The 19,556-nt window shown below is 63.0% G+C and carries 19 protein-coding genes; 10 read left to right on the top strand and 9 right to left on the bottom strand.

The genetic code is table 11. The features are described from left to right. Positions 1–14: 14 nt before the first annotated feature. Positions 15–428 (bottom strand): VOC family protein, encoded by a 414-nt coding sequence (locus IT775_RS08685; RefSeq protein ID WP_212700707.1) that lies wholly within the window; start codon positions 426–428, stop codon positions 15–17. Between the two features lie 99 nt (positions 429–527). Here IT775_RS08685 and IT775_RS08680 point away from each other — a divergent pair, with 99 nt between their 5' ends. Then, complete coding sequence (locus tag IT775_RS08680) at positions 528–1,820, top strand: O-acetylhomoserine aminocarboxypropyltransferase/cysteine synthase family protein (protein WP_212700706.1); 1,293 nt, start codon at positions 528–530, stop codon at positions 1,818–1,820. A gap of 240 nt (positions 1,821–2,060) precedes the next feature. Next, a complete protein-coding gene (locus IT775_RS08675) occupies positions 2,061–4,640 on the top strand; it encodes a hypothetical protein (protein WP_212700705.1) in 2,580 nt (859 codons plus the stop codon). Between the two features lie 162 nt (positions 4,641–4,802). Here the strand turns inward: IT775_RS08675 and IT775_RS08670 are convergent, their stop codons facing one another. Continuing rightward, positions 4,803–5,582, bottom strand: coding sequence for a hypothetical protein (locus tag IT775_RS08670; protein WP_212700704.1), 780 nt, complete (start codon positions 5,580–5,582; stop codon positions 4,803–4,805). Positions 5,583–5,803: 221 nt separating this feature from the next. Between IT775_RS08670 and IT775_RS08665 the strand changes: the two genes are divergently transcribed. Next, positions 5,804–6,370, top strand: a complete 567-nt coding sequence (locus tag IT775_RS08665; protein ID WP_212700703.1) for a CDP-alcohol phosphatidyltransferase family protein — start codon at positions 5,804–5,806, stop codon at positions 6,368–6,370. A 147-nt stretch (positions 6,371–6,517) separates the two neighbouring features. On the opposite strand, the gene IT775_RS08660 is transcribed toward IT775_RS08665, so the two are convergent. Further along, positions 6,518–7,237 (bottom strand): helix-turn-helix transcriptional regulator, encoded by a 720-nt coding sequence (locus tag IT775_RS08660; RefSeq protein WP_212700878.1) that lies wholly within the window; start codon positions 7,235–7,237, stop codon positions 6,518–6,520. An 87-nt stretch (positions 7,238–7,324) separates the two neighbouring features. On the opposite strand from IT775_RS08660, the gene IT775_RS08655 reads away from it, so the two are divergent. Continuing rightward, on the top strand, positions 7,325–8,269 hold the full coding sequence (locus IT775_RS08655; RefSeq protein ID WP_212700702.1) for an alpha/beta fold hydrolase: 945 nt from the start codon (positions 7,325–7,327) through the stop codon (positions 8,267–8,269). Positions 8,270–8,361: 92 nt separating this feature from the next. Here the strand turns inward: IT775_RS08655 and IT775_RS08650 are convergent, their stop codons facing one another. Both IT775_RS08650 and IT775_RS08645 read right to left on the bottom strand, forming a co-directional pair. Further along, entirely contained in the window at positions 8,362–9,159 is a 798-nt protein-coding gene (locus IT775_RS08650) for a glutathione S-transferase family protein (RefSeq protein WP_212700701.1), read from the bottom strand. A gap of 5 nt (positions 9,160–9,164) precedes the next feature. Further along, on the bottom strand, positions 9,165–9,608 hold the full coding sequence (locus tag IT775_RS08645; protein ID WP_212700700.1) for a cupin domain-containing protein: 444 nt from the start codon (positions 9,606–9,608) through the stop codon (positions 9,165–9,167). Positions 9,609–9,719: 111 nt separating this feature from the next. Between IT775_RS08645 and IT775_RS08640 the strand changes: the two genes are divergently transcribed. Further along, entirely contained in the window at positions 9,720–10,646 is a 927-nt protein-coding gene (locus tag IT775_RS08640) for a LysR family transcriptional regulator (protein ID WP_212700699.1), read from the top strand. Here IT775_RS08640 and IT775_RS08635 read toward each other — a convergent pair. After that, positions 10,637–11,623, bottom strand: a complete 987-nt coding sequence (locus IT775_RS08635) for an MBL fold metallo-hydrolase (protein WP_212700698.1) — start codon at positions 11,621–11,623, stop codon at positions 10,637–10,639. The genes IT775_RS08640 and IT775_RS08635 overlap by 10 nt on opposite strands. 145 nt (positions 11,624–11,768) lie before the next feature. On the opposite strand from IT775_RS08635, the gene IT775_RS08630 reads away from it, so the two are divergent. Beyond that, the gene (locus IT775_RS08630) at positions 11,769–12,620 is read left to right on the top strand and encodes a helix-hairpin-helix domain-containing protein (protein ID WP_212700697.1); all 852 of its coding nucleotides are present in this window, start codon (positions 11,769–11,771) and stop codon (positions 12,618–12,620) included. Between the two features lie 49 nt (positions 12,621–12,669). On the opposite strand, the gene IT775_RS08625 is transcribed toward IT775_RS08630, so the two are convergent. Beyond that, positions 12,670–13,002, bottom strand: a complete 333-nt coding sequence (locus IT775_RS08625) for a hypothetical protein (protein WP_212700696.1) — start codon at positions 13,000–13,002, stop codon at positions 12,670–12,672. A gap of 133 nt (positions 13,003–13,135) precedes the next feature. Further along, positions 13,136–13,663 (bottom strand): flavodoxin domain-containing protein, encoded by a 528-nt coding sequence (locus tag IT775_RS08620; RefSeq protein WP_212700695.1) that lies wholly within the window; start codon positions 13,661–13,663, stop codon positions 13,136–13,138. Between the two features lie 59 nt (positions 13,664–13,722). Here IT775_RS08620 and IT775_RS08615 point away from each other — a divergent pair, with 59 nt between their 5' ends. Further along, positions 13,723–13,938: a hypothetical protein gene (locus IT775_RS08615; protein ID WP_212700694.1), complete on the top strand. Its 216-nt coding sequence runs from the start codon at positions 13,723–13,725 to the stop codon at positions 13,936–13,938. Between the two features lie 234 nt (positions 13,939–14,172). Next, positions 14,173–15,897, top strand: coding sequence for a hypothetical protein (locus tag IT775_RS08610; RefSeq protein ID WP_212700693.1), 1,725 nt, complete (start codon positions 14,173–14,175; stop codon positions 15,895–15,897). A gap of 69 nt (positions 15,898–15,966) precedes the next feature. On the opposite strand, the gene hppD is transcribed toward IT775_RS08610, so the two are convergent. Then, positions 15,967–17,064: a 4-hydroxyphenylpyruvate dioxygenase gene (gene hppD / locus IT775_RS08605; RefSeq protein WP_212700692.1), complete on the bottom strand. Its 1,098-nt coding sequence runs from the start codon at positions 17,062–17,064 to the stop codon at positions 15,967–15,969. A 141-nt stretch (positions 17,065–17,205) separates the two neighbouring features. On the opposite strand from hppD, the gene IT775_RS08600 reads away from it, so the two are divergent. Both IT775_RS08600 and IT775_RS08595 read left to right on the top strand, forming a co-directional pair. Continuing rightward, positions 17,206–17,661: an Lrp/AsnC family transcriptional regulator gene (locus tag IT775_RS08600; protein ID WP_212700691.1), complete on the top strand. Its 456-nt coding sequence runs from the start codon at positions 17,206–17,208 to the stop codon at positions 17,659–17,661. 17 nt (positions 17,662–17,678) lie between these two features. Then, entirely contained in the window at positions 17,679–19,553 is a 1,875-nt protein-coding gene (locus tag IT775_RS08595) for a monovalent cation:proton antiporter-2 (CPA2) family protein (RefSeq protein ID WP_212700690.1), read from the top strand. The last annotated feature ends 3 nt before the right edge of the window (positions 19,554–19,556 follow it).

Here is a 19,556-nt window from a genome sequence, read left to right as displayed (position 1 = left end):
GCGCCATCAATTCCCTAGCTTGCGAAGACCTGGTCGAAATCGGCAAACCCCTTGATCTCGATCGGGTTGCCGGACGGATCGCGGAAAAACATCGTCCATTGCTCGCCCGGCTCACCTTCGAACCGGACCGAGGGCGGGATTTCGAAATCGATCCCCGCCGCTTCCAGCCGATGCGCCAGCTGCTTCCATTCGGGCAGTTCCAGAACCACGCCCAGATGCGGCATCGGCACCATGTGATCGCCGACCTTGCCGGTCTTGGCGGTGGCGAAGGGTTCGCCCAGATGCAGGCTGAGCTGATGGGTGAAGAAATCGAAATCCACCCAGGTGTCAGTGCTGCGGCCTTCGCGCGCGCCCAGAAGATCACCATAGAAGGCGCGCGCCTCGTCCAGATCGCGCACGTGATAGGCAAGGTGGAAAACGGATCGCATCGGCAGACCTTTCGATATTTGACTGTTGTGGGGGCCATTTCTATGCCCTATCCAATTTCGGAACCCATCGCCGAACGCGGCTTTCGAGGAGGACACCCCATGACCGACACCCCCAGCTACGGCTTCGACACCCTGCAAATTCACGCCGGCAGCAGGCCCGATCCGGCCACCGGCGCGCGGCAGACGCCGATCTACCAGAGCACGGCCTATGTGTTCCGCGACGCCGAACATGCCGCCGCGTTGTTCAATCTGCAAGAGGTCGGATATATCTACTCGCGCCTGACCAACCCGACCGTGGCGGTGCTGCAGGAACGGGTGGCGACGATGGAAGGCGGCGTCGGTGCGGTCTGCTGTTCCTCGGGCCACGCGGCGCAGATCATGGCGCTGTTCCCGCTGATGGCGCCGGGGCTCAACGTGGTGGTGTCGACCCGGCTTTACGGCGGGTCGATCACCCAGTTCAGCCAGACCATCAAGCGCTTCGGCTGGTCCGCCAAGTTCGTCGATTTCGAAGACACCGCCGCCATCGAAGCGGCGATCGACGACGACACCCGCGCGATCTTCTGTGAATCCATCGCCAACCCGGGCGGCTATGTCACCGACCTGCCCGCGGTGGCCGCCATTGCCGACAAGGCGGGGCTGCCGCTTATCGTCGACAACACCTCGGCCACGCCCTACCTGTGCCGCCCGATCGAACACGGCGCGACGCTGGTGGTGCATTCGATGACCAAGTACCTGACCGGCAACGGCACCGTCACCGGCGGCGTGGTGGTGGATTCGGGCAATTTCGACTGGTCCGCCAGCGGCAAGTTCCCGTCGCTTTCCGAACCCGAACCCGCCTATCACGGGCTGAAATTCCACGAAACCTTCGGGCCGCTGGCCTTTACCTTCCACGGCATCGCCATCGGGCTGCGTGATCTGGGCATGACGCTGAACCCGCAGGCGGCGCATTACACTCTGATGGGGATCGAAACCCTGTCGCTGCGGATGGAACGGCACAGCCAGAACGCCCAGAAAGTGGCCGAATGGCTCGAAGCCAACCCGCATGTGGAAAAGGTCACCTATGCCGGGCTCGAAAGCTCCCCGTACAATGCGCGCGCCAAGGCGCTGTTCCCCAAGGGCACGGGCGGGCTGTTCACCGTGGCGCTCAAGGACGGCTATGACGCCTGCGTGAAATTCGTCGGCAGCCTGGACCTGTTCAGCCATGTCGCCAACCTGGGCGACACCCGCTCGCTGGTCATCCACCCGGCCAGCACCACCCACCGCCAACTGACCGAGGAGCAGCAGATCGCGGCAGGCGCAGGCCCCAACGTGGTGCGGATTTCCATCGGGATCGAGGATGCGGACGACCTGATCCGCGACCTTGGCCAGGCGCTGGACAAGGCCTCGGTCTGATCCGGGCCACGCCCCCTTACACCTAGCCCCGGACCAGCTCGCGCTGCCGGTCCGGGGCACCCATCGGCGGTTTTCCCCGTAGGAACAGGAGGATGGTTCGCTATCCCTTCCCCTGCAGCGGAAGCTGCTTTAGTATCCGCCGCGATAGAAACAGTACTCCCGCTCTCAGGGAGAAGGTGAATAAACGAAGCCATGAAGCCGAACTTTGCTTTAAAGCTCTCGTTTGAAGGCATTGACCTGTTGCATCGCGTGCCAACGGGCTGGCATCTTGTCGGCTCGGTCCGCTTCGACGATGACGACCTGACCGGGGCGCTGGACGACCTTCGCGAAGCCGCGTTCCGGCTCGAACCGGACGGGTTGACCAGCAAGCTGGTCCTGCCCGACGAGCAGATCAAGTATCTCGACATACCAGTCGGCGGCGCAGGTCCGAACAGCTATGAAGCGATGGCAAATCGCGCGATGGAAGGGGCTTCCCCCTACGATCTGTCCGAACTCGCCATCGACTGGGTTGAAAAAGACGGCCAGTTGCAGATCGCCGCCGTCGCCCGCGAAACCCTGGCCGAGGCCGAAGCCTTTGCGCATGAACACCAGTTCAATCCGGTCAGTTTCGTCGCCCGGACGAGCGACGGTGTCTTTTTCGGCGAACCGTTCTTCGGCGGCACCCACGCGGCAACCGAATTGTTCGGCGGCCCGGTCACCCCGGACAAGGAACCGATCAAGATCATCGGCAGCGCCCGGCCGTCCGAACCGGAAACGGCCCCGGAACCGACCCGTGCAGAACAACCGGAAACCGCCGCGGATCCCGCGCCCAAGCCCAAAACGCCGAAACAGGCACCGCTGATCGAGGAAATCGGCGTTCCCAGTTTCGACATCATCAACGGGCCGGAACAGGCGCCGGAAGCATCCCCGGAACCGGCCACCGACGCGACCAGCGAACCCGAGGACTACGAAGAAGCCGCCCGGCTGGCGGAACAGGAACTGGGACCAGACCGGCCGCTGACGCCGGAAGAAGAAGAGATGCTGAAGGCGTTCGAAGCGGAAGCGGCCGACGCGACGGCGGATCTGCCGGCTGCCCCATCGTCCGAACCGCCCGCGGCGGAAACGCCGGCATCGATCAAACCAGCGCCGGAAGCGGAAAACCCCGACGGCACCACCACTCCGCCGTTGTCCTTCTCGACCGTCCGGGCCAAGCGGGACGAGGCCCCGGACAGCGCGCCGCCGCTCAGCGGGGCGCAGCGTGGCTTGGCCGAAGCAAAGGATCCCGACAACCAAGGGCCTGACGTTTCCAAACCGATCCCGGTGGCAGAAACCCAGGCGGACGATCCTTCGGCCGCGATTCTGGACATGGCCGCAAGCCTGCGCCCGACCGAACCGCAGGAACCGGCACGCAGCAGCCGCAAGTCGTTCTTTAACCGTGGCAAGCGCAGCGGCGCCACTTCCGACCGTGGCAACAAAACCGCCACGCGGAAGGAACCATTGCCCGATAGCCTGCCCGCCACCGCACCGGTTTCGGTGCCTGAACCCGAAACCGAAGCGGAACGCCTGACCGTGTTCGGCGCTCGCGAAGGTGATGCCGTCGGCGGCAAACCGCGTTACCTGGGGCTCGTTCTGACCGCGCTGCTTCTAGTGTTCCTGGTTGTCATGGCGGCCTGGGCCTCTTTCAGCACGGACGGGCTTGCCTCCCTGTTCCGCCGCGATGCCGGCGACAGCGTGGCGGCGGCTCTGTCCCCCGAAATGGCCACCGAGGAAGAACTGGCCGAAGCCGGTACTCCGGCCACGGCAACCACCGAACCGCCGTTGGACGAAGCGATCGCCCTGCCCGCGCCGGAACTGGAACCGGAACCCGACCTGCCCGACGCTCTGCAGGACACGCCCGATCCGGCGGCCCTGCCGACGCTGCAGAGTACCGAGGAACGCTATGCCACCACCGGCATCTGGCAGGCGGCCCCGGATCAACCCGACGTGCCGGGAACGTCCGCGCTGGACGATCTTTACGTCGCTTCCATCGACCATCCGGTGCTGGCCTTCGATGCCGTTGCCCTGCCCGACCCGAAGCTGATGAGCGGCGATGCCTCCCCGGCGATGCCCTCCGATCCGGTCGCCGCAGGGACCCGCTTCGATTTCGATCAGCGCGGACTGGTCAAGGCTTCCCCCGAAGGATCGCTGACCCCCGAAGGCATAGTGATCTATTCCGGCAAACCGCCCGCGACCCCGCCGAAATGGCCAGAACGGCAGGAAGGCCGCAGTGAAGTCAACGAGTTAGAGAACACGCGCCTGGCCGCCCTGCGCCCCAGGACACGCCCCGAGGACCTGATCGAACAGACCGAGCGCAACAACCTCGGCGGCCGCACCCGGGTGGAACTGGCCGCGCTGCGGCCGCGGCTGCGGCCGGAGAGCGCGCAGGAACAGGCGGCGGATGACAAGCCGACGGCGAACGCGGTGGTGGCGTCGCTGCTGCCGAAAAACCGGCCGACGAATTTCTCCGACATCGTGGCGCGGACCGAAAAGCAGTCCGAGGTCCAGCTGGCCACCGGGTCGATCTTCAAGCCGGAGGCGGTGCAGCCCGCGCTGCCGACCAAGGCCTCGGTGGCCCGCCAGGCAACCGTCAAGAACCAGATAAACCTTCGCAAAATCAACCTGATAGGCGTCTATGGCCAACCCAGCAACCGGCGCGCGCTGGTGCGGTTGTCGTCGGGGCGCTACAAGAAGGTGAAGGTCGGCGACCGCATCAATGGCGGCAAGGTCGCGGCCATCGGCGAAAGCGAACTGCGCTACGTGAAATCGGGCCGCAGCATCACCCTGAAGATGCCCAAGGGCTGATCCGCCCCGGCAGTCCAGCGACCGCTTCCGCTGCACTTTTTCAGAGACATTTGCGCCTTTTGCAGCGGCAAACGGTACGTATACCCCCAACCGGTGCGCAGTGCGGTTTCCGGTCGAATTTACGGGCATGAACCCTGTGCCCCGCGGCATCGCCGATGGTGGTTATTGAGAAAAAACCTCCCGGATCTGGATCGGCACCTGCAGCACCGATACCAAAACTTCGCGCCCGTCGAAAACCGCCTCCAGCGCCGGGTCGTTCACCGAAAAACTGATCCGCCCCTCCAGCGCCTTCCCCATCGCCGTGCTCATCGCAAGACCCGTCAACTGATCGTACCTGAAGATACGGAATGCGTCCGGTGTCTGGGCGGAAAAGGGCCGGCTTTCCACCCCGGTCGACCATTGCAGTTCCCCCAACCGGTGTTCCAGATCGAGCTTCAGTTCACCCCCCGTTCGTGTCCGAACGGTCCAGACTTCGGATTGCACCCGGTCGCCGCCCCCGGCGTCCCTGTACGCTGCGTGACGATCGACATCGGCGGGGACCGAATTGCCATAGGGGTCGACCAGGGGCGGTTCTTCGTAGACGCGGATCACAAATGCCCGCACGTCCTTTGCGCCGTTCTTGCGCGCATAGGCAAGCAACACCACGATCGGCCCGGACGCCGGGTTTTCCGGTGCGCCCGCGCCATCGAGGATGATGTGCCGGTCGATCAGCGCCACGATCAGGTTCGCCCCTGCAATCGGGCCTTGCGGCAGGGTAAAGCTGTCCCAGCCACCGGGCAGCAAATCCTCAAGTGCTGCATCGTCTATCTTGAAGCCGAGCATCGTTCGGCTGTCCACGACCGATCCGACCTTGGTTTCCGCGAATGCGGGCGCACCTGTCAGCGCCATCACCAGCGCCAACACGGTTCGCGCGACCACGCGTTTGGGAAAAGCAGGCAGCATAATTCTCTCCTCGGGCGGGTATGGCATCAGTCATCGCCGGATGTATGTGATCCCGCCACAGCCTAACCGGCATTGACACATGTCATGGCGCAAGCTTGCATTCCTGTGCGACCGGTTCTGCTGCGCAGTTTTGCCTGGCGATGATCGCGCAGCTTGGCACGGATTGTCCGGGGTCGCGAACGGACCGCGTCGGTATAAAGAAGGTGAAAGGCGTTTCTCGCATGAACATCTCAGACCAGTTGTCCTATTGCAGGCTTGCAGCCGCTCCGGTCACGGCTTGGCTGGCCGCCGCCGGACAGCGCGACGCCTTCTTCATCCTTCTGGGCCTCAGTCTGCTGACCGACCTGGTCGACGGGCCGCTGGCCCGATGGTTGGGACAGGAATCGCGCCTCGGGGCGAAGCTCGACACGATCGCCGACGCGTGCACATTGCTTGCCGGGATTTTCGGGCTCTTCATCTTCGAGGGTCACAACCTTGGGTCCGAACGCGCGTGGCTCTACCTGTTCCTCGCCAGTTATGCCGCCGCCGCGCTTGCTTCGCTGGCGAAGTTCGGCGGGCTGCCGGCCTACCACCTGTACCTGTCAAAGACCGCCGCGTTTTGCGCGGCGGTGTTTTTCGCCTGGCTTTACCTGATCGACTATTCGCGCCAGATCTTCCTTGCCGTCGTCGTTCTCGGGATCCTGGCGAATATCGAGTCGCTGCTTGTCACGCTGCGCTTGCGGCGTTTTCGAACCGACATCACGAGCATCTTCGCCGCAGGTCGCCACGCCCGCGACGATGACAGCTGAAACGGTCGCATTGCGCCGCTTGGCCCCTTTCGTCAGCAAGGCCACGGCGCACATGCGGATGACCCGCAGCGGAAGACCCGTTTTCCGTGCATTGCGGCCGGCACAACAAGCGGCCGGGAGCTTTTGTTTTCTGCACCCAGTCGAAGGTCAGCCAGATGTGTGTCGAATTGGGCGGACGTTATCGTCGAAGGGCACATGCCGGCGGCGAAATGTTGTGCCGTCCATGAATGCCGGTTCGCTGATCCGGTCCATTCGGAAATGCCGAAAGTCCTGGCGCGACGGGTCCCAGGCAACCAAATACCAAAGTGGCGGCAAGATTAGCATGGCTTGCGGTTCGACCTGTCGCGTGGATTCAATTCCCTTCGCGTCGCGATAACGGAAGCGCAAATACAGCCGCTTGAGAAAAGCGGGTTCGAATGCGGGCAGGAGTGCGGGATCCATCGTCCCCATATCGGATATGTCGACTTGTGGCGCGAGCGTTCCGACGTAAAGGCAATCCAGAAACCGGCGCAGGTCCCGGACCTTGTCAGACGGCAGGGATTTCTCGATCTTGGCAAGCCCGGCGTCGGCCAGACCCGAAAATGGAAGGTTTCCGGCAGCGCGCATGCTCGCAACACTGATGAGAAGCGCAAAGACTTCGGCCACCGACAGACGTGCCGTGGTCTGAACCGATTGCGGATCGAGTTGCAGACCGCCCCCACGGCCCGGTTCGGAATGAATGACATACCCTTCGTCCCGCAACGCCGCGATGTCACGCAAGACGGTGCGCCGGGATGCGCCAACTTCCTCCGCCAGCTCAGCGACCGTCGAAGTGCCGTTGCGGCGAAGGCTGCGCACGATGGCGTCATGTCGGAGGCGAGTATTCATTTCAGCAAACCACCACACAAAGGTGCCAATTTTTGGCACCATTCCATTCTAAGCGGCTGTTGAATTGTTAAACAAGGAGACAAAGCAATGTTCAGCCCCGCAGATTTTCCCACGCCCACACTTGTTTCGGTGAACGGCGTCGAACTTGAAGTTTTTGAAACCGGACAGGAAAATGCCGGAAACCCGATTGTGCTTTGTCATGGTTGGCCAGAGCATGCCTTTTCCTGGCGCTATCAGATGCCCGCCCTCGCCGCAGCGGGCTATCATGTCATCGTTCCGAACCAGCGGGGTTATGGCAATTCATCCCGCCCGGCGGACGTGACGGACTATGACATTGAACAGTTGTCTGGTGACCTCGTCGTGCTTCTCGACCACTACGGGTACGAAGATGCCATCTTCGTCGGCCATGACTGGGGTGCGAATGTCGTTTGGGGGCTGACGCTATTGCATCCGGACCGGGTAAGCAAAGTCATAAGCCTGGCCCTGCCTTACCAAGCGCGCACGGAAAAACCCTGGATCGAGTTCCTGGAGGAATTTCTCGGAAGCGACTATTATTTCGTTCACTTCAATCGACAGCCGGGCGTTGCCGACGCCGTGCTGGACCAAAACACGTCCCGGTTCCTGCGCAATTTGTTCCGCAAGAATGTTCCCCCCGCACCGCCGGAACCCGGCATGATGATGATCAACCTCGCCAGGGCGGAAGCATCGCTTGGCGATCCCTTGATGCGTGATGACGAACTGGCCGTCTTCGTCTCTGCCTTTGAAAAAGTCGGGTTCACGGGCAGCATCAACTGGTACAGGAACCTTGACCGCAACTGGCACATATTGGCGGACGTGAACCCGATCATCCAACAGCCTGCGCTCATGATCTATGGCGACCGGGATACGATTCCGAAGTCAGAAAACCTTACAGAATTCGTGCCCAATGTAGACGTGGTCAGCCTTGATTGCGGCCATTGGATTCAGCAGGAAAAGCCCGAAGAAACGACCCGCGCGATCTTGAACTGGTTGGAGGACCAGAACGCTGCATAGACGCTGACAGATCCAAGCTTAACGGGCCTCCCCGCCCGCCTGCGATGATCCCGTCTGCTGTTCCCCGGGGCCGGGCGGGCGACGGCGCCGCCCTAGAGGAGCCCCAGCGCCGCGTCCGACACCGTTCCGGCATATTTGTCGCGCGGTGGCCAGGGGCGGCCCTGCCAGCGCGGGTCGAAGGTGAAGCTGGACACGGCCCGGCCCGCGACCAGAGCGCCGTTGCCGGCGCCCAGCGCGTAGTCGTAGTAGAGCTTGACGATTTCTTCGCGGCTGACCTGATCGGTCCAGGGATGCGCCATGCAGGCCTCGCGCCAGCGCCGCACGCGGGCATAGGCATCGTCCGGCGGCAGGTCGAAGCGTTCGTAGTAGTCGAGGAACCAGAACCGTTTGAAGAGCGGGGTGTAGACCGCCTCGGCCAGTCCGAAATCGTCGAACAGGAAGGTCCGGTCCGGGCTGTACTGCGTCAGGAACGCGTCGAGGCCACGATAGAGGCCGAGGAGCTTGTCGCGGTGGGCGTCGCGCTGACCTGGATCCTGATTCATCACGTAGAGGTAACCGGCCATGGTGAATGGCCCTTCCTGCGCGATCAACATCGATTCGACGGCATGTTCGGCGGCATCGATGCGCCGCAGCGGCGGGCCGGGCAGGATTTCGTCGAGATAACGCAGGATGACGAGGCTTTCCTTCAGGATCGTACCGTCGGGGGTTTCCAGCACCGGCAGGGCCGTGGTGCCACGGGTTTTCGCCAGCAGCGCCGGATCGCGCGGTTTGGTGATGTCGACCACCCGGAATTCGACCGCGCCGGTCAGCCCCCTTTGGGCCAGCAGGATTTCAAGGCGCTGCGAAAACGGGCAGACCGGGATGTGATGGACGATGTGTTTTGCTGTCATGCTGTTCAATCCAAAGGGGGGCCGGTGAAGGACATGTTGTGACGTCTGGCCGCGTCCCCGATCGCGGCCATGTCCCGCGGGATAACGTATTGGCCGGCGGCCATGTCGGCGAAGAAACCTTCGAACCCGCCGGGGGTCAGGATGACGAGGTGGCGCGAGGGTTCGTCGCCCACCACCTTGAAGGTGTGTTCGGTGCCGCGCGGGATGAACATGCTGTCGCCCGGCCCGGCGATCCGTTCCCGTCCGGCGATCCACACCCGGCAACTGCCGGTGATCATGACGAAGACTTCGTCCTCGGCATGATGGATGTGACGCGGCGGGCCGCTGCCCACCGGCGACAGGCTGTCCACGATGGACATGGCGCCGCCGGATTCATCGGGGCCGAGGATGGTTTTGTATATCACGCCGTTCCAATCGATGCTGGCCGGGTCGGTCGTCAGGTCTTTCATCGTTTCCTCCGTCTTGTTCGGGATGAAACGAAAGCGCTTCCGTTGACAGGAGCCTAGCGGCGGCACACGGTATCAGGCAAACCGTTATATTTGATAGAAGGTATCGCTGATATGAATTTCGCGACGCTCGACCTCAACCTGCTGCGGGTGCTGGATGCGCTGTTTCGCGAAGGATCGACGGTGAAGGCGGGCGCGCGGCTGGGCCTGTCGCAATCGGCGGTATCGGGGGCGCTGTCGCGTCTCAGGCATGCGCTGGACGATCCGTTGTTCGTGCGCCACAGCAACCGGCTTGTCGCGACGGATTACGCCGAAACGCTACGTGACGGGCTGCGCGATGAGCTCGAGCGGATCGAGATCCTGCTTTCGCCGCCCGGCACCTTCGATCCGGCCACCGCCACCGGGGCCTTCAAGATCGCCGCCAGCGATTTCATGGCCGAACTGCTGATGCCGCCGCTGGGCGATCTGCTGAACAAGACGGCCCCCAGCCTCAGGGCGCAGCTGATCGACCTGGTGCCGCATGATTACATCAACAGCCTGGAACGATACGGCGCCGATCTGGCGCTGATCCCCGACACCGAGCTGCCGGACTGGGCCAATCGGGAACCGCTGTTCCGATCGCCCTTTTCGGTCATCGCGCGGGCGGGACATCCCGGCATCGGGGCCACCGATGGCGACACCATGCCGATGGAGACCTTTTGCGCCCTGCCCCATGTGCTGTTTTCGCCCGAGGGCAAGCTGAGCGCGATGGGCGACGATGCGCTGGCCCGGGTTGGCAGGGCACGGCACGTCGCGATGACGATGCCGGTGTTTTCCGGGGTGTGCCGGGTGGTCAGCGAAAGCGACCTGATCGCGCTGATCCCGGACCAGTTGGCGCGCAAGGTGGCGGCAGGGTTCGGGTTGCAGGTGTTCCGGCCGCCGATGCTGATCGCCCCGGCGCTGATCGTCGGGGTCTGGCACAAGCGGGCCGACCGCACGCCAATGGCCGCATGGATGCGGCAGCGGGTGTTCGACCTGCTGAAGCCGCTGGATCAGGCGTGATCGAAAGCCGCCCGCATCTCGGTTTCGAAGCCTGAATAGTCATCGTAGCGCGCCGAATGGTGAAACAGCGTGACCCGCCGCACCCCGGTGGCACGGGCGATTTCGCCAGCCGCCCGCGCTGTCAGGTGGCGGGTGGCGGTGGCAAGGTCGCGGTCACGGTCGAGAAAGGCGGATTCGATGAACAGGTGATCGGCGCCGCGGGCCAGATCCGCGATCAGGGCGCGGTTTTCACCCGTGTCGGCGGCATCCGCGACATAGGCGAAATGCTGGCCCCGGGCGGATTGGAACGCGCCGTCACGCAGGACGGCGAGCGTCACCTGCCCCGCCCCGGGCACGACGATGACCTGATCGTCCGGCAGCCCGTCGCGCATCGCCTGCTTGGCGGTGTCGATCCACGGGCCCACCGGCAGGCCCAGATCGTCCAGCCGGTTGCGCAGGACGTTGAACCGCCGCGATTGACGGAAGGCGAAGGCAAGCGATGGCGTGCCGTGATCGAGCGCCGCGGCGCGAATGTCGAATTCCGGTTCGCGCAGCACGGTGCCCGGCGGCAGGTCCGGCGGCGGCAGGCCGCGGCGGCGGTATTGTTCCCGGGCGCGGAATTCGGCGGCTTCTGTGATCGTTTCGCCGTCGAAACTTTGCACGGTGAGCCGGAAGTCGACCGAGGCCTCATTGAGCAGGTTCCAGGTGAAGGAGCCGAGCCTGTTCTGCATCTGGTCCACGAACCCGGCCGGCCCGAGCAGGAGCAGCGGGCGCGGCCGGTGCAGCCGCAGCCGCAACAGACGGTCGAGCCCGGCAATGTGATCCATGTGGGCGTGGCTGACGAAGACATGCGAAACGCGCAGCAATTCCCGCGCCGACAGCGGCGCGGTGTCGCCCAGATCGAACAGGATCGCCCGGCGCCCGAAATGGAAATCCAAGTAAAGCCCCGGATCGCCGGCGGGATCGTTGATCAGGCGGGGCTGCACGAGAACGCTCATCGCGGGTCGGGTCCTTTCGCGGTCTATCCTTCCGGCCTTGGGGCAAGGATAGGTGGCCGGGGGACGCAAGGGAAGCGGTGCGGATTTACAAGCCGGGTAAGGCTGATAGTCTGATCCCGGCCATTCCGGCCAGCTTGGGGGAGCCATGGCAAGAGGATTGTCGCGCGAGCAGATCGCGGATCGGTTGGACGAGGCGGGCGAACTGCTGGAAGCGCAGGGCGCGAACCGGTTTAGGGTGCGCGCCTATCGCGTGGCGGCCGACACGGTGCGGCAGTTGGCGGAGGAGCCGGCGGAGATCCTTGCGCGGGAAGGTTTCGACGGGCTGGTGAAGCTGCCCGGGATCGGCGAGCGGCTGGCGCGCGCCATCGACGAGATGTCCTATACCGGCCGCTGGGTGCAGCTGGAGCGGATGCGCGGCGAGGCGGAACCCGAAGAGCTGTTTCAGGCCATTCCGGGCGTCGGGCCGGATACCGCGCAGCGCATCCATGACGCGCTGCATGTGGACACGCTGGAGGCGCTGGAAATCGCCGCCCATGACGGCAGCCTGGAGGACGTCCACGGCATCGGGCCGCGCAAGGCGGCGGCGATCCGGGCGTCCTTGACGGCGATGCTGGCGCGGCGGTCGCGGCGGGGCGAGGAGGAACACGAGGAACCGCCGGTCGCGGCGCTTCTGGAGATCGACCGCAGTTACCGGCGGCAGGCCGAAGCGGGCACCCTGCGGATGATCGCGCCGCGCCGGTTCAATCCGGACGGCGAGGCCTGGCTGCCGATCCTGCACGAGGAACGCGACGGCTGGGATTTCACCGCGCTTTATTCCAACACCGCGCTGGCGCATGAGCTGGGGCGGACCCGTGACTGGGTGGTGATCTACTTCGCCAAATCCGGCGGGCGCGAACATGTGCGCACGGTGGTCACCGAAACCCACGGGCCGCTGGAAGGGTCCCGCGTGGTGCGCGGCCGCGAGGCGGAGTGCCGGGCGCATTATTTCGACGGGTGAGGCGGGAGCGCAGATCGCCGGGATTGGGTCGCGGGATTGAGCGGGAGCGCTAGGACGTTATCTGAACGTCGAGGTCTCTGTATCCTTTTGGAACATCACAACCGCCCCATGAATGGCACTCGATCGTAAGCTCATGGTTTTCGACGAAAATTATAAATCCGGTCAGTATTTCGTCAGCTTCACCGACAAGTAAAGGCTGATCAAACACCGCTCTCTCGACCGGCAGGTCGTCATGGCGAACCGTGAGAAAATAATCCGTTCCCGAAACCCGGAGATCGACGCGAGTTGCTTCGTCGTTCAGCCTCGACCTCAAGCCTCGTGAGAGACTGCCTTCGGTCAGAAGGTCGACGACCTGTTTTTCGAAATTACTAAAAACAGCCATTCCGCAAAAATACTTCCTTTTCATCCCACGCTTTGCAAAAGCAAAGCCTCAGAACTTCGGACGAAGTTAGTTTGGTTTTCGGTATGGGATCAATCCGCGAAGCGCTGTTTACCGGCACCCGACTGCCCGTCCGTCACGCCCCCAGCCACTCCGCGATCAGGGCGTCGAGCGCGGGCCAGTCGGTATATTCCTTGTCCTGATCCAGGTCGGCCTCGGGGTCCTTTTGGGCCAGGATGCGGCGCATGACAAAGCGGCGGAACACGTCGTATTGCGACGGCATGTAAGCGCCGGCGATCTGTTCCACCCGGCCCGGCGTCCAGCCGGTGGCGTCCTGGAAATCGGCGAGGATCTTGTCGAGCCCGCGCCAGTCCTCGGCATCGTGGCCCGCTGCGGCAAGCGAGACCGACAGGAACAGCGACGGCTTCGCGCCCAGCTGCGCCGCGTGTTTGGCCGCGAACTCGGACACCGCGCGCTGGTAATGGCCGGCATGGACCGAGGCGGCGACGATGACTCGATCGAACCGGTCCAGATCGATATCGTCGGCGTCGTCGATATGGAGGAGTTCGACCATGTGACCGCTGTCGGCGATCCGGTCGGCGAGTGTGCGGGCGATCTTGCGGGTGTGCCCCTCGCTGGTGGCGTAGCTGACCAGAACTTTCATGACGTCCCTCCTATGCGTTTCACGGGCGTATTACGCATGGGCGCGCGGCGGGCGCATTGATGCGGGTCAAATCGGGGGGCGATTGGTGGTCCGGCGGCGTAAAGCGCCTTGTTCCGGGCCATGCGCGCGCGCTGGTGCGGCTTTCCAATGGCCGCTACAAGAAGATCAAGGTCGGCGACCGTATCGACGGCAGCAAGATCGCCGCCATCGGCGAGACCGAACTGCACTATGCGAAGTCGGGGCGTAGCATCACCCTGACCATGCCCAAAGGCTGATTTCCCACCACAACCTCCAACCACCATGCCGCATGCTTTTGTGGCCATTTGTGCATTTTGCAGGACGAAACGCTTCGGATTCCGTCAATGCCGCCAGGGTGGCTGAAACAGCAGATAGATGACGGGGTCACCAACGCCCGCAGGGAATCAATGAAACCCGCATTTGGCGTTTTTTCGATTTGATGATACCCTCATACGGAGATTTCAAACAAAATCATTATGGAAGGATAGAATGTGGCCTGCAGCATCACTATCAATCCTCCGATTGGGTCTTCAACTGGCGGCGTGCTGGACAAGATAAAAGTATCCGGCACTGCGGAAGGATGCCGCTCCGTATCGGTTACCATTTTCTGCCAAAATCAAAGCAAAACGAAATCGGGTATACCGGTCGATACGGGTGTGACGCCGAACACATGGGAGTTCGAATTTGATCCCGCCCTGGATACCTGCGCCTGTGGCAGCCGTATCGATCTGGTCGTCAAATGTGACGATGGCGAAGGAAACTGCGATAACAAGGCCGAGTTCAATCTTGATTGTCCCCCCACGGTGGGGATGTGCCCCACGGTTCAGTGGACCGGCATCTCGATTGGAGACTGCAATGCCAACGGCACATCCACGGTCAACATTTCTGCGCAGCTGAATTCCGCGGGGGCATATTCGGCCGATTTGAAAGACTCGGGCGGGACCGTCCTGGATACCGTGGCCGGACCGGGCGCACAGACCCTGTCTGTCGTCGGTGATTATTCCGGCAGCGAGACATTCACCGTTGAGGTGACATCGCCGGCGAATTGCCCCGGCATTTCCATTCCGCTGTCATTCCCCAGTTGCCAGCCCTGCCCGGACACGATCAGTTCCGATTATGAAATCGGACCGTGCGATGAAGACGGGAATAGGGAACTCACAGTTACCGCTACCCTAACGCCAGCATCGGGCGATCCCTATGCCGCGGAACTCCGTGATGCGGTGGGCAATGTTCTCGCACAACAATCCGGAACAGGCACACTGGTGCTGACCCACACACAGATGGCGCCCGGAGGCAGCTCTGTGGTTTTCAAGGTCGTGGTAACCGATCCGGCCCACTGCAATACCGACCACGAAATCACCATCGACATACCGCCATGTGTGTGCCCGGAAATATCATTCTTCCATGTTGTCGGCGAAAAATGCGACGATCAGGGACGGCGCAGCGTGACGATCCAGGCGACGTTAACCGCGCCAGCACAGTTCGATGCGGAACTGCAGGATTCGAACGGCACGGTTCTGGACCAGGTGTCCGGATCGGGAAGCCAGACTCTTTCGCATACCGGGCCGTATTCCGGAAACACGAACCAGACTTTCAACGTGGTTGTCACGTCCCCGGCGGGATGCGACGGCGGCAGCCTGCAGGTGCAGGTCCCGTCCTGTGAGCCTTCAGAGCCGCCGACGACACCGCCTACGGATGACGAAGGGTTCGGCTGTGGCTTGCTGAGGCTTCTGGTGGCGATCGCTGCGGCGCTCGCGATACTGGCCGGGCTGCTTGCCCTTTGCGTGCCGCCTGCCGCGACAGCGCTTTGGATTGCGGCCGCCGCAGCGGCCATCGCAGCGCTTGTAGGCGGGATCATCTATGCGATTTTCTGCCCCAACAAGCCGTGCAACGTGGCCTTGCTTATATCGGGTCAGTCGACCTTGGCCGCGGGCGTAGTCGCTATTGTCCTTTCCGGCTGCTGCCCCTGGGTGCTTTGGGCAGGTCTCGGGCTGGCCGTTTCCGGATTGGGATTGTTGGAATGGTGGCGCAGGAAATGCGACAAGTCGATCTGCGACCTAGCGAAGGAAATCACCAAGGTCATCGGCGGCGTTATCCTGCCCGTGCTTGGGGCGCTGGTCGGTATACCCGGGCTCGGCGCCTGCTTCAGCGCCATAGCTCTCGCCTGGATCAGCGCCATATTTGGCCCGATCGCGGCGTTTGCCAGCACATGCTGAATGCGCCACCCGGCGCGGTATGAAAGTCCCTGCATGCGCAGGGACTTTCAAAACCGGATGCGGACACCCCTATTCCGCGGCCTGAATCTCGCCGCTTTCGATCTGTTCGCGTTCGATCGATTCGAACAGCGCCTTGAAGTTGCCCTCGCCGAAGCCGTCATCGCCCTTGCGCTGAATGAACTCGAAGAAGATCGGCCCGATCACGGTTTTCGAGAAGATCTGCAGCAGAATCTTGGTTTCGCCGCCATCGACCACGCCTTCGCCGTCGATCAGGATGCCGTGTTTCTTCATCCGGTCGAGCGGTTCATCGTGCCCCACGACCCGTTCCTTCGACAGGTCGTAATAAGCATCGTTGGGGCCGGGCATGAACTTGATGCCGTTTTCGGCAATGGTATCGGTCGCGGAATAGATATCGTCCGACCCGACCGCGATGTGCTGAATGCCTTCGCCGTTGTATTTTTTCAGATAGGCAACGATCTGGCCGGTTTCGCCACGGTCTTCGTTGATCGGGATGCGGATACGGCCGCAGGGCGAGGTCAGCGCGCGGCTGAACAGGCCGGTGAACTTGCCCTCGATATCGAAGAAGCGGATTTCACGGAAGTTGAACAGGTCGCCGTAGAACTTGAACCACTTGTCCATGTTGCCCTTGAACACGTTGTGAGTCAGGTGGTCGAGGTAATAGAAGCCGACGCCTTCGGGCTTGGAATCGCACAGCCAGTCGAATTCCTCGTTATAGGGCGAGGTATCGTGATACTGGTCGGTGAAATAGATCAGCGATCCGCCGATGCCCTTGATCGCGGGCCAGTCCAGCGTCTTGTCGTCGCCTTCATAGGGCTCCGCCCCCATTTTCACCGCGTGATCGAAGGCGTGCTGCGCGTCCACTACGCGCCAGCCCATCGCCGGGGCACAGGGGCCGTGTTCCTCGACGAACTTGCTGGCGAAGCTGCCCGGTTCGTCGTTGATGATGTAGGTGATGTCGCCCTGCTGCCAAAGCTCGACGTTCTTGGTCTTGTGCTTGGCGACCTTGGTGTAGCCCATCTTGGTGAAGAGCTCGCGCAGTTCATCGGCATTCGGGTGGGCGAATTCGACGAATTCGAACCCGTCGGTGCCGGCGGGGTTTTCGGGGGTTATCTTGGCCTGCGGGGCGTCATGTGGGAAAGGTCCCATGCGCGTATCCTCCTGTTCGCTGTGTTGTCGCGCCGAAGATAGGAGCTAACTGGCCGGAAATTTGCGCATTATTTGTATAATTTCGCGGTTGCCATGCGGTGAATTTGCATTAGCTTTGAGAAAAATGGAAAAACCACGCATATGCTTGATGAAACCGATCAGCGGCTGCTGTCCGCGCTGCAGAAAAACGCCCATCTGACCGCGCAGGAACTGTCGGAGATGCTGAACCTGTCGCCGAGCCAGGCCGGGCGGCGGCGGCAGCGGCTGGAGGCGGAGGGCTATATCGTCAACTACGCCGCGAAGCTCGATCCGAAGCGGCTGGGATTGAACGTGCAGGCCTTCGTGCAGGTGCAACTGGGCACGCACGGGCCGGACCAGTCGAAGAGCTTCGCCCGGCTGGTGGGGCTGCGCCCCGAGATCACCAGCGCCTGGACCCTGACCGGGGATGCCGATTACCTGCTGCGGATATTCTGCACCGACCTGACCGCGCTCAACACCCTGATCCACGAAGTTCTGCTGCCCCATCCCGCCGTGTCCCGTGTTCAAAGCCAGATCGTGATGGACCAGTTCAAACAAGACGCCCCCCTGCCGACCTGAAAGGCCGACCCGACATCATGCATGAGTTTCTGTTTGCCGCCACCATCTACCTTCTGGCCGCCGTGATCGCGGTGCCCTTGGCCGCCCGGCTGGGGCTGGGATCGGTGCTGGGCTACCTGACCGCCGGCATCGTGATCGGCCCGGTCCTGGGGCTGGTCGGTGCCGAAACCCGCGACCTGCAGCATTTCGCCGAATTCGGCGTGGTGATGATGCTGTTCCTGATCGGGCTGGAACTGGAACCGCGCGCGCTGTGGGACATGCGGCACAAGCTGATCGGGCTGGGCGGGCTGCAGATCGGGCTGTCGACGGCGGCGATCATGGTGCTGTCGATGGTGCTGGGGCTGGATTGGCGCCCGGCGCTGGCGGTGGGGCTGATCTTCGCGCTGTCCTCGACCGCGATCGTGCTGCAGACCCTGTCGGAAAAGGGATTGATGCAGACCGGCGGCGGACGATCGGCCTTTTCGGTGCTGCTGACGCAGGATATCGCAGTGATCCCGATGCTGGCGCTGCTGCCTCTTCTGGCGCTGAAGCCCGCGGTCAGCCTGCAGCAAGACGGATCGATCGCGCGCGGCGGCGACCACGGCGAGGCGGCGCATAACGCGCTGTCGCTCGTCGAAGGCCTGCCGGGCTGGGGCGTGACTCTGGTCACGCTGGCGGCGGTTGCGGCGGTCATCCTGGCGGGGATTTTCCTGACCCGGCCGCTGTTTGCCTTCATCCATCACGCGCGGTTGCGCGAGATGTATACCGCGCTGGCGCTGCTGATGGTGCTGGGGATCGCGCTGGTGATGGCCTCGGTCGGGCTGTCGCCGGCGCTTGGCACCTTCCTGGCCGGCGTGGTTCTGGCCAACAGCGAATTCCGCCACGAGCTGGAAAGCGATATCGAACCGTTCAAGGGGCTTTTGCTGGGCCTGTTTTTCATCACCGTCGGTGCCGGCATCGATTTCGAGGTATTCCTGCGCGAACCGCTGGACCTGATCGGGCTGACGCTGACCGTCCTGCTGATCAAGGGGGCGGTGCTGTACCTGCTGGGGCTGCTGTTCCGGCTGAAGGGACGCAGCAAGTGGCTGTTCACCCTGTCGCTGGCGCAAGCGGGGGAATTCGGTTTCGTGCTGCTGTCGTTTTCGCGCCAGCAGCACGTGTTGCCCGAAGGGCTGGTCGACCGGTTGTCGCTTGTGGTGGCACTGTCGATGCTGGCGACGCCGCTTTTGTTCATCCTTTATGACGTCCTGTCGCGGCTGAGCGGCGAGGGCGAGGCGCAGGAACCCGACCTGATCGACGAACAGGGGCCGGTGATCATCGCCGGGATCGGCCGGTTCGGTCAGATCGTCAACCGGCTGGTGCAATCGAGCGGGTTCAAGACGGTGGTACTGGACCACGACATGGAAACCATCCGGCTGATGCGGCAGTTCGGCTTCAAGGGGTTCTTCGGCGATCCAACCCGGCCTGAGCTGCTGCATGCGGCGGGGCTGAAGGACGCGCGGGTGCTGGTGGTGGCGCTGGACGATCAGGCGGCGGCGACGCGGTTGGTGACTTTTGCCCGGCGCGAACGGCCCGACCTGCACATCATCGCCCGCGCCCGCGACCGCACCCACGTGTTCCAGCTTTATGCGGCCGGGGCCAACGACATCGTGCGCGAAACCTTCGACAGCTCGCTGCGCGCCGGGCGCTACGTGCTGGAAAACATCGGCCTGACCGAATTCGAGGCCGCCGAGGCCGAGAAGGTGTTTTACCGCCACGACCGGGTGGCGATCCGGGAACTGGCGCAGGTCTGGGATCCGAATGTGCCCTCGGCGCAGAACCCAGCCTATGTGAAACGGGCGCAGGAACTGGAAAAGGATCTGGAAACCGCGCTTCTGGCGCAGCTGGAAAAGCGCGAGGCGGAGCGGGAGTGAGCC

The sequence above is a fragment of the Thalassovita aquimarina genome (assembly GCF_018219815.1).
GTDB classification, from domain to species: Bacteria; Pseudomonadota; Alphaproteobacteria; order Rhodobacterales; family Rhodobacteraceae; genus Thalassobius; species Thalassobius aquimarinus.
The sequence above is the reverse complement of the archived record's forward strand: the minus strand, read 5'-3'. Positions and strand labels throughout refer to the sequence as shown.

Excerpts from the sequence above, each read along its gene's own strand:
- IT775_RS08635 (WP_212700698.1), bottom strand. The coding sequence starts at position 11,623 with ATGAGCGTTCTCGTGCAGCCCCGCCTGATCAACGATCCCGCCGGCGAT.
- IT775_RS08660 (WP_212700878.1), bottom strand. The coding sequence starts at position 7,237 with ATGAATACTCGCCTCCGACATGACGCCATCGTGCGCAGCCTTCGCCGC.
- IT775_RS08645 (WP_212700700.1), bottom strand. The coding sequence starts at position 9,608 with ATGAAAGACCTGACGACCGACCCGGCCAGCATCGATTGGAACGGCGTG.
- IT775_RS08670 (WP_212700704.1), bottom strand. The coding sequence starts at position 5,582 with ATGCTGCCTGCTTTTCCCAAACGCGTGGTCGCGCGAACCGTGTTGGCG.
- IT775_RS08680 (WP_212700706.1), top strand. The coding sequence starts at position 528 with ATGACCGACACCCCCAGCTACGGCTTCGACACCCTGCAAATTCACGCC.
- hppD (WP_212700692.1), bottom strand. The coding sequence starts at position 17,064 with ATGGGACCTTTCCCACATGACGCCCCGCAGGCCAAGATAACCCCCGAA.
- IT775_RS08685 (WP_212700707.1), bottom strand. The coding sequence starts at position 428 with ATGCGATCCGTTTTCCACCTTGCCTATCACGTGCGCGATCTGGACGAG.
- IT775_RS08650 (WP_212700701.1), bottom strand. The coding sequence starts at position 9,159 with ATGACAGCAAAACACATCGTCCATCACATCCCGGTCTGCCCGTTTTCG.
- IT775_RS08595 (WP_212700690.1), top strand. The coding sequence starts at position 17,679 with ATGCATGAGTTTCTGTTTGCCGCCACCATCTACCTTCTGGCCGCCGTG.
- IT775_RS08640 (WP_212700699.1), top strand. The coding sequence starts at position 9,720 with ATGAATTTCGCGACGCTCGACCTCAACCTGCTGCGGGTGCTGGATGCG.
- IT775_RS08655 (WP_212700702.1), top strand. The coding sequence starts at position 7,325 with ATGTTCAGCCCCGCAGATTTTCCCACGCCCACACTTGTTTCGGTGAAC.
- IT775_RS08620 (WP_212700695.1), bottom strand. The coding sequence starts at position 13,663 with ATGAAAGTTCTGGTCAGCTACGCCACCAGCGAGGGGCACACCCGCAAG.
- IT775_RS08630 (WP_212700697.1), top strand. The coding sequence starts at position 11,769 with ATGGCAAGAGGATTGTCGCGCGAGCAGATCGCGGATCGGTTGGACGAG.
- IT775_RS08600 (WP_212700691.1), top strand. The coding sequence starts at position 17,206 with ATGCTTGATGAAACCGATCAGCGGCTGCTGTCCGCGCTGCAGAAAAAC.
- IT775_RS08625 (WP_212700696.1), bottom strand. The coding sequence starts at position 13,002 with ATGGCTGTTTTTAGTAATTTCGAAAAACAGGTCGTCGACCTTCTGACC.
- IT775_RS08615 (WP_212700694.1), top strand. The coding sequence starts at position 13,723 with ATGCGGGTCAAATCGGGGGGCGATTGGTGGTCCGGCGGCGTAAAGCGC.
- IT775_RS08665 (WP_212700703.1), top strand. The coding sequence starts at position 5,804 with ATGAACATCTCAGACCAGTTGTCCTATTGCAGGCTTGCAGCCGCTCCG.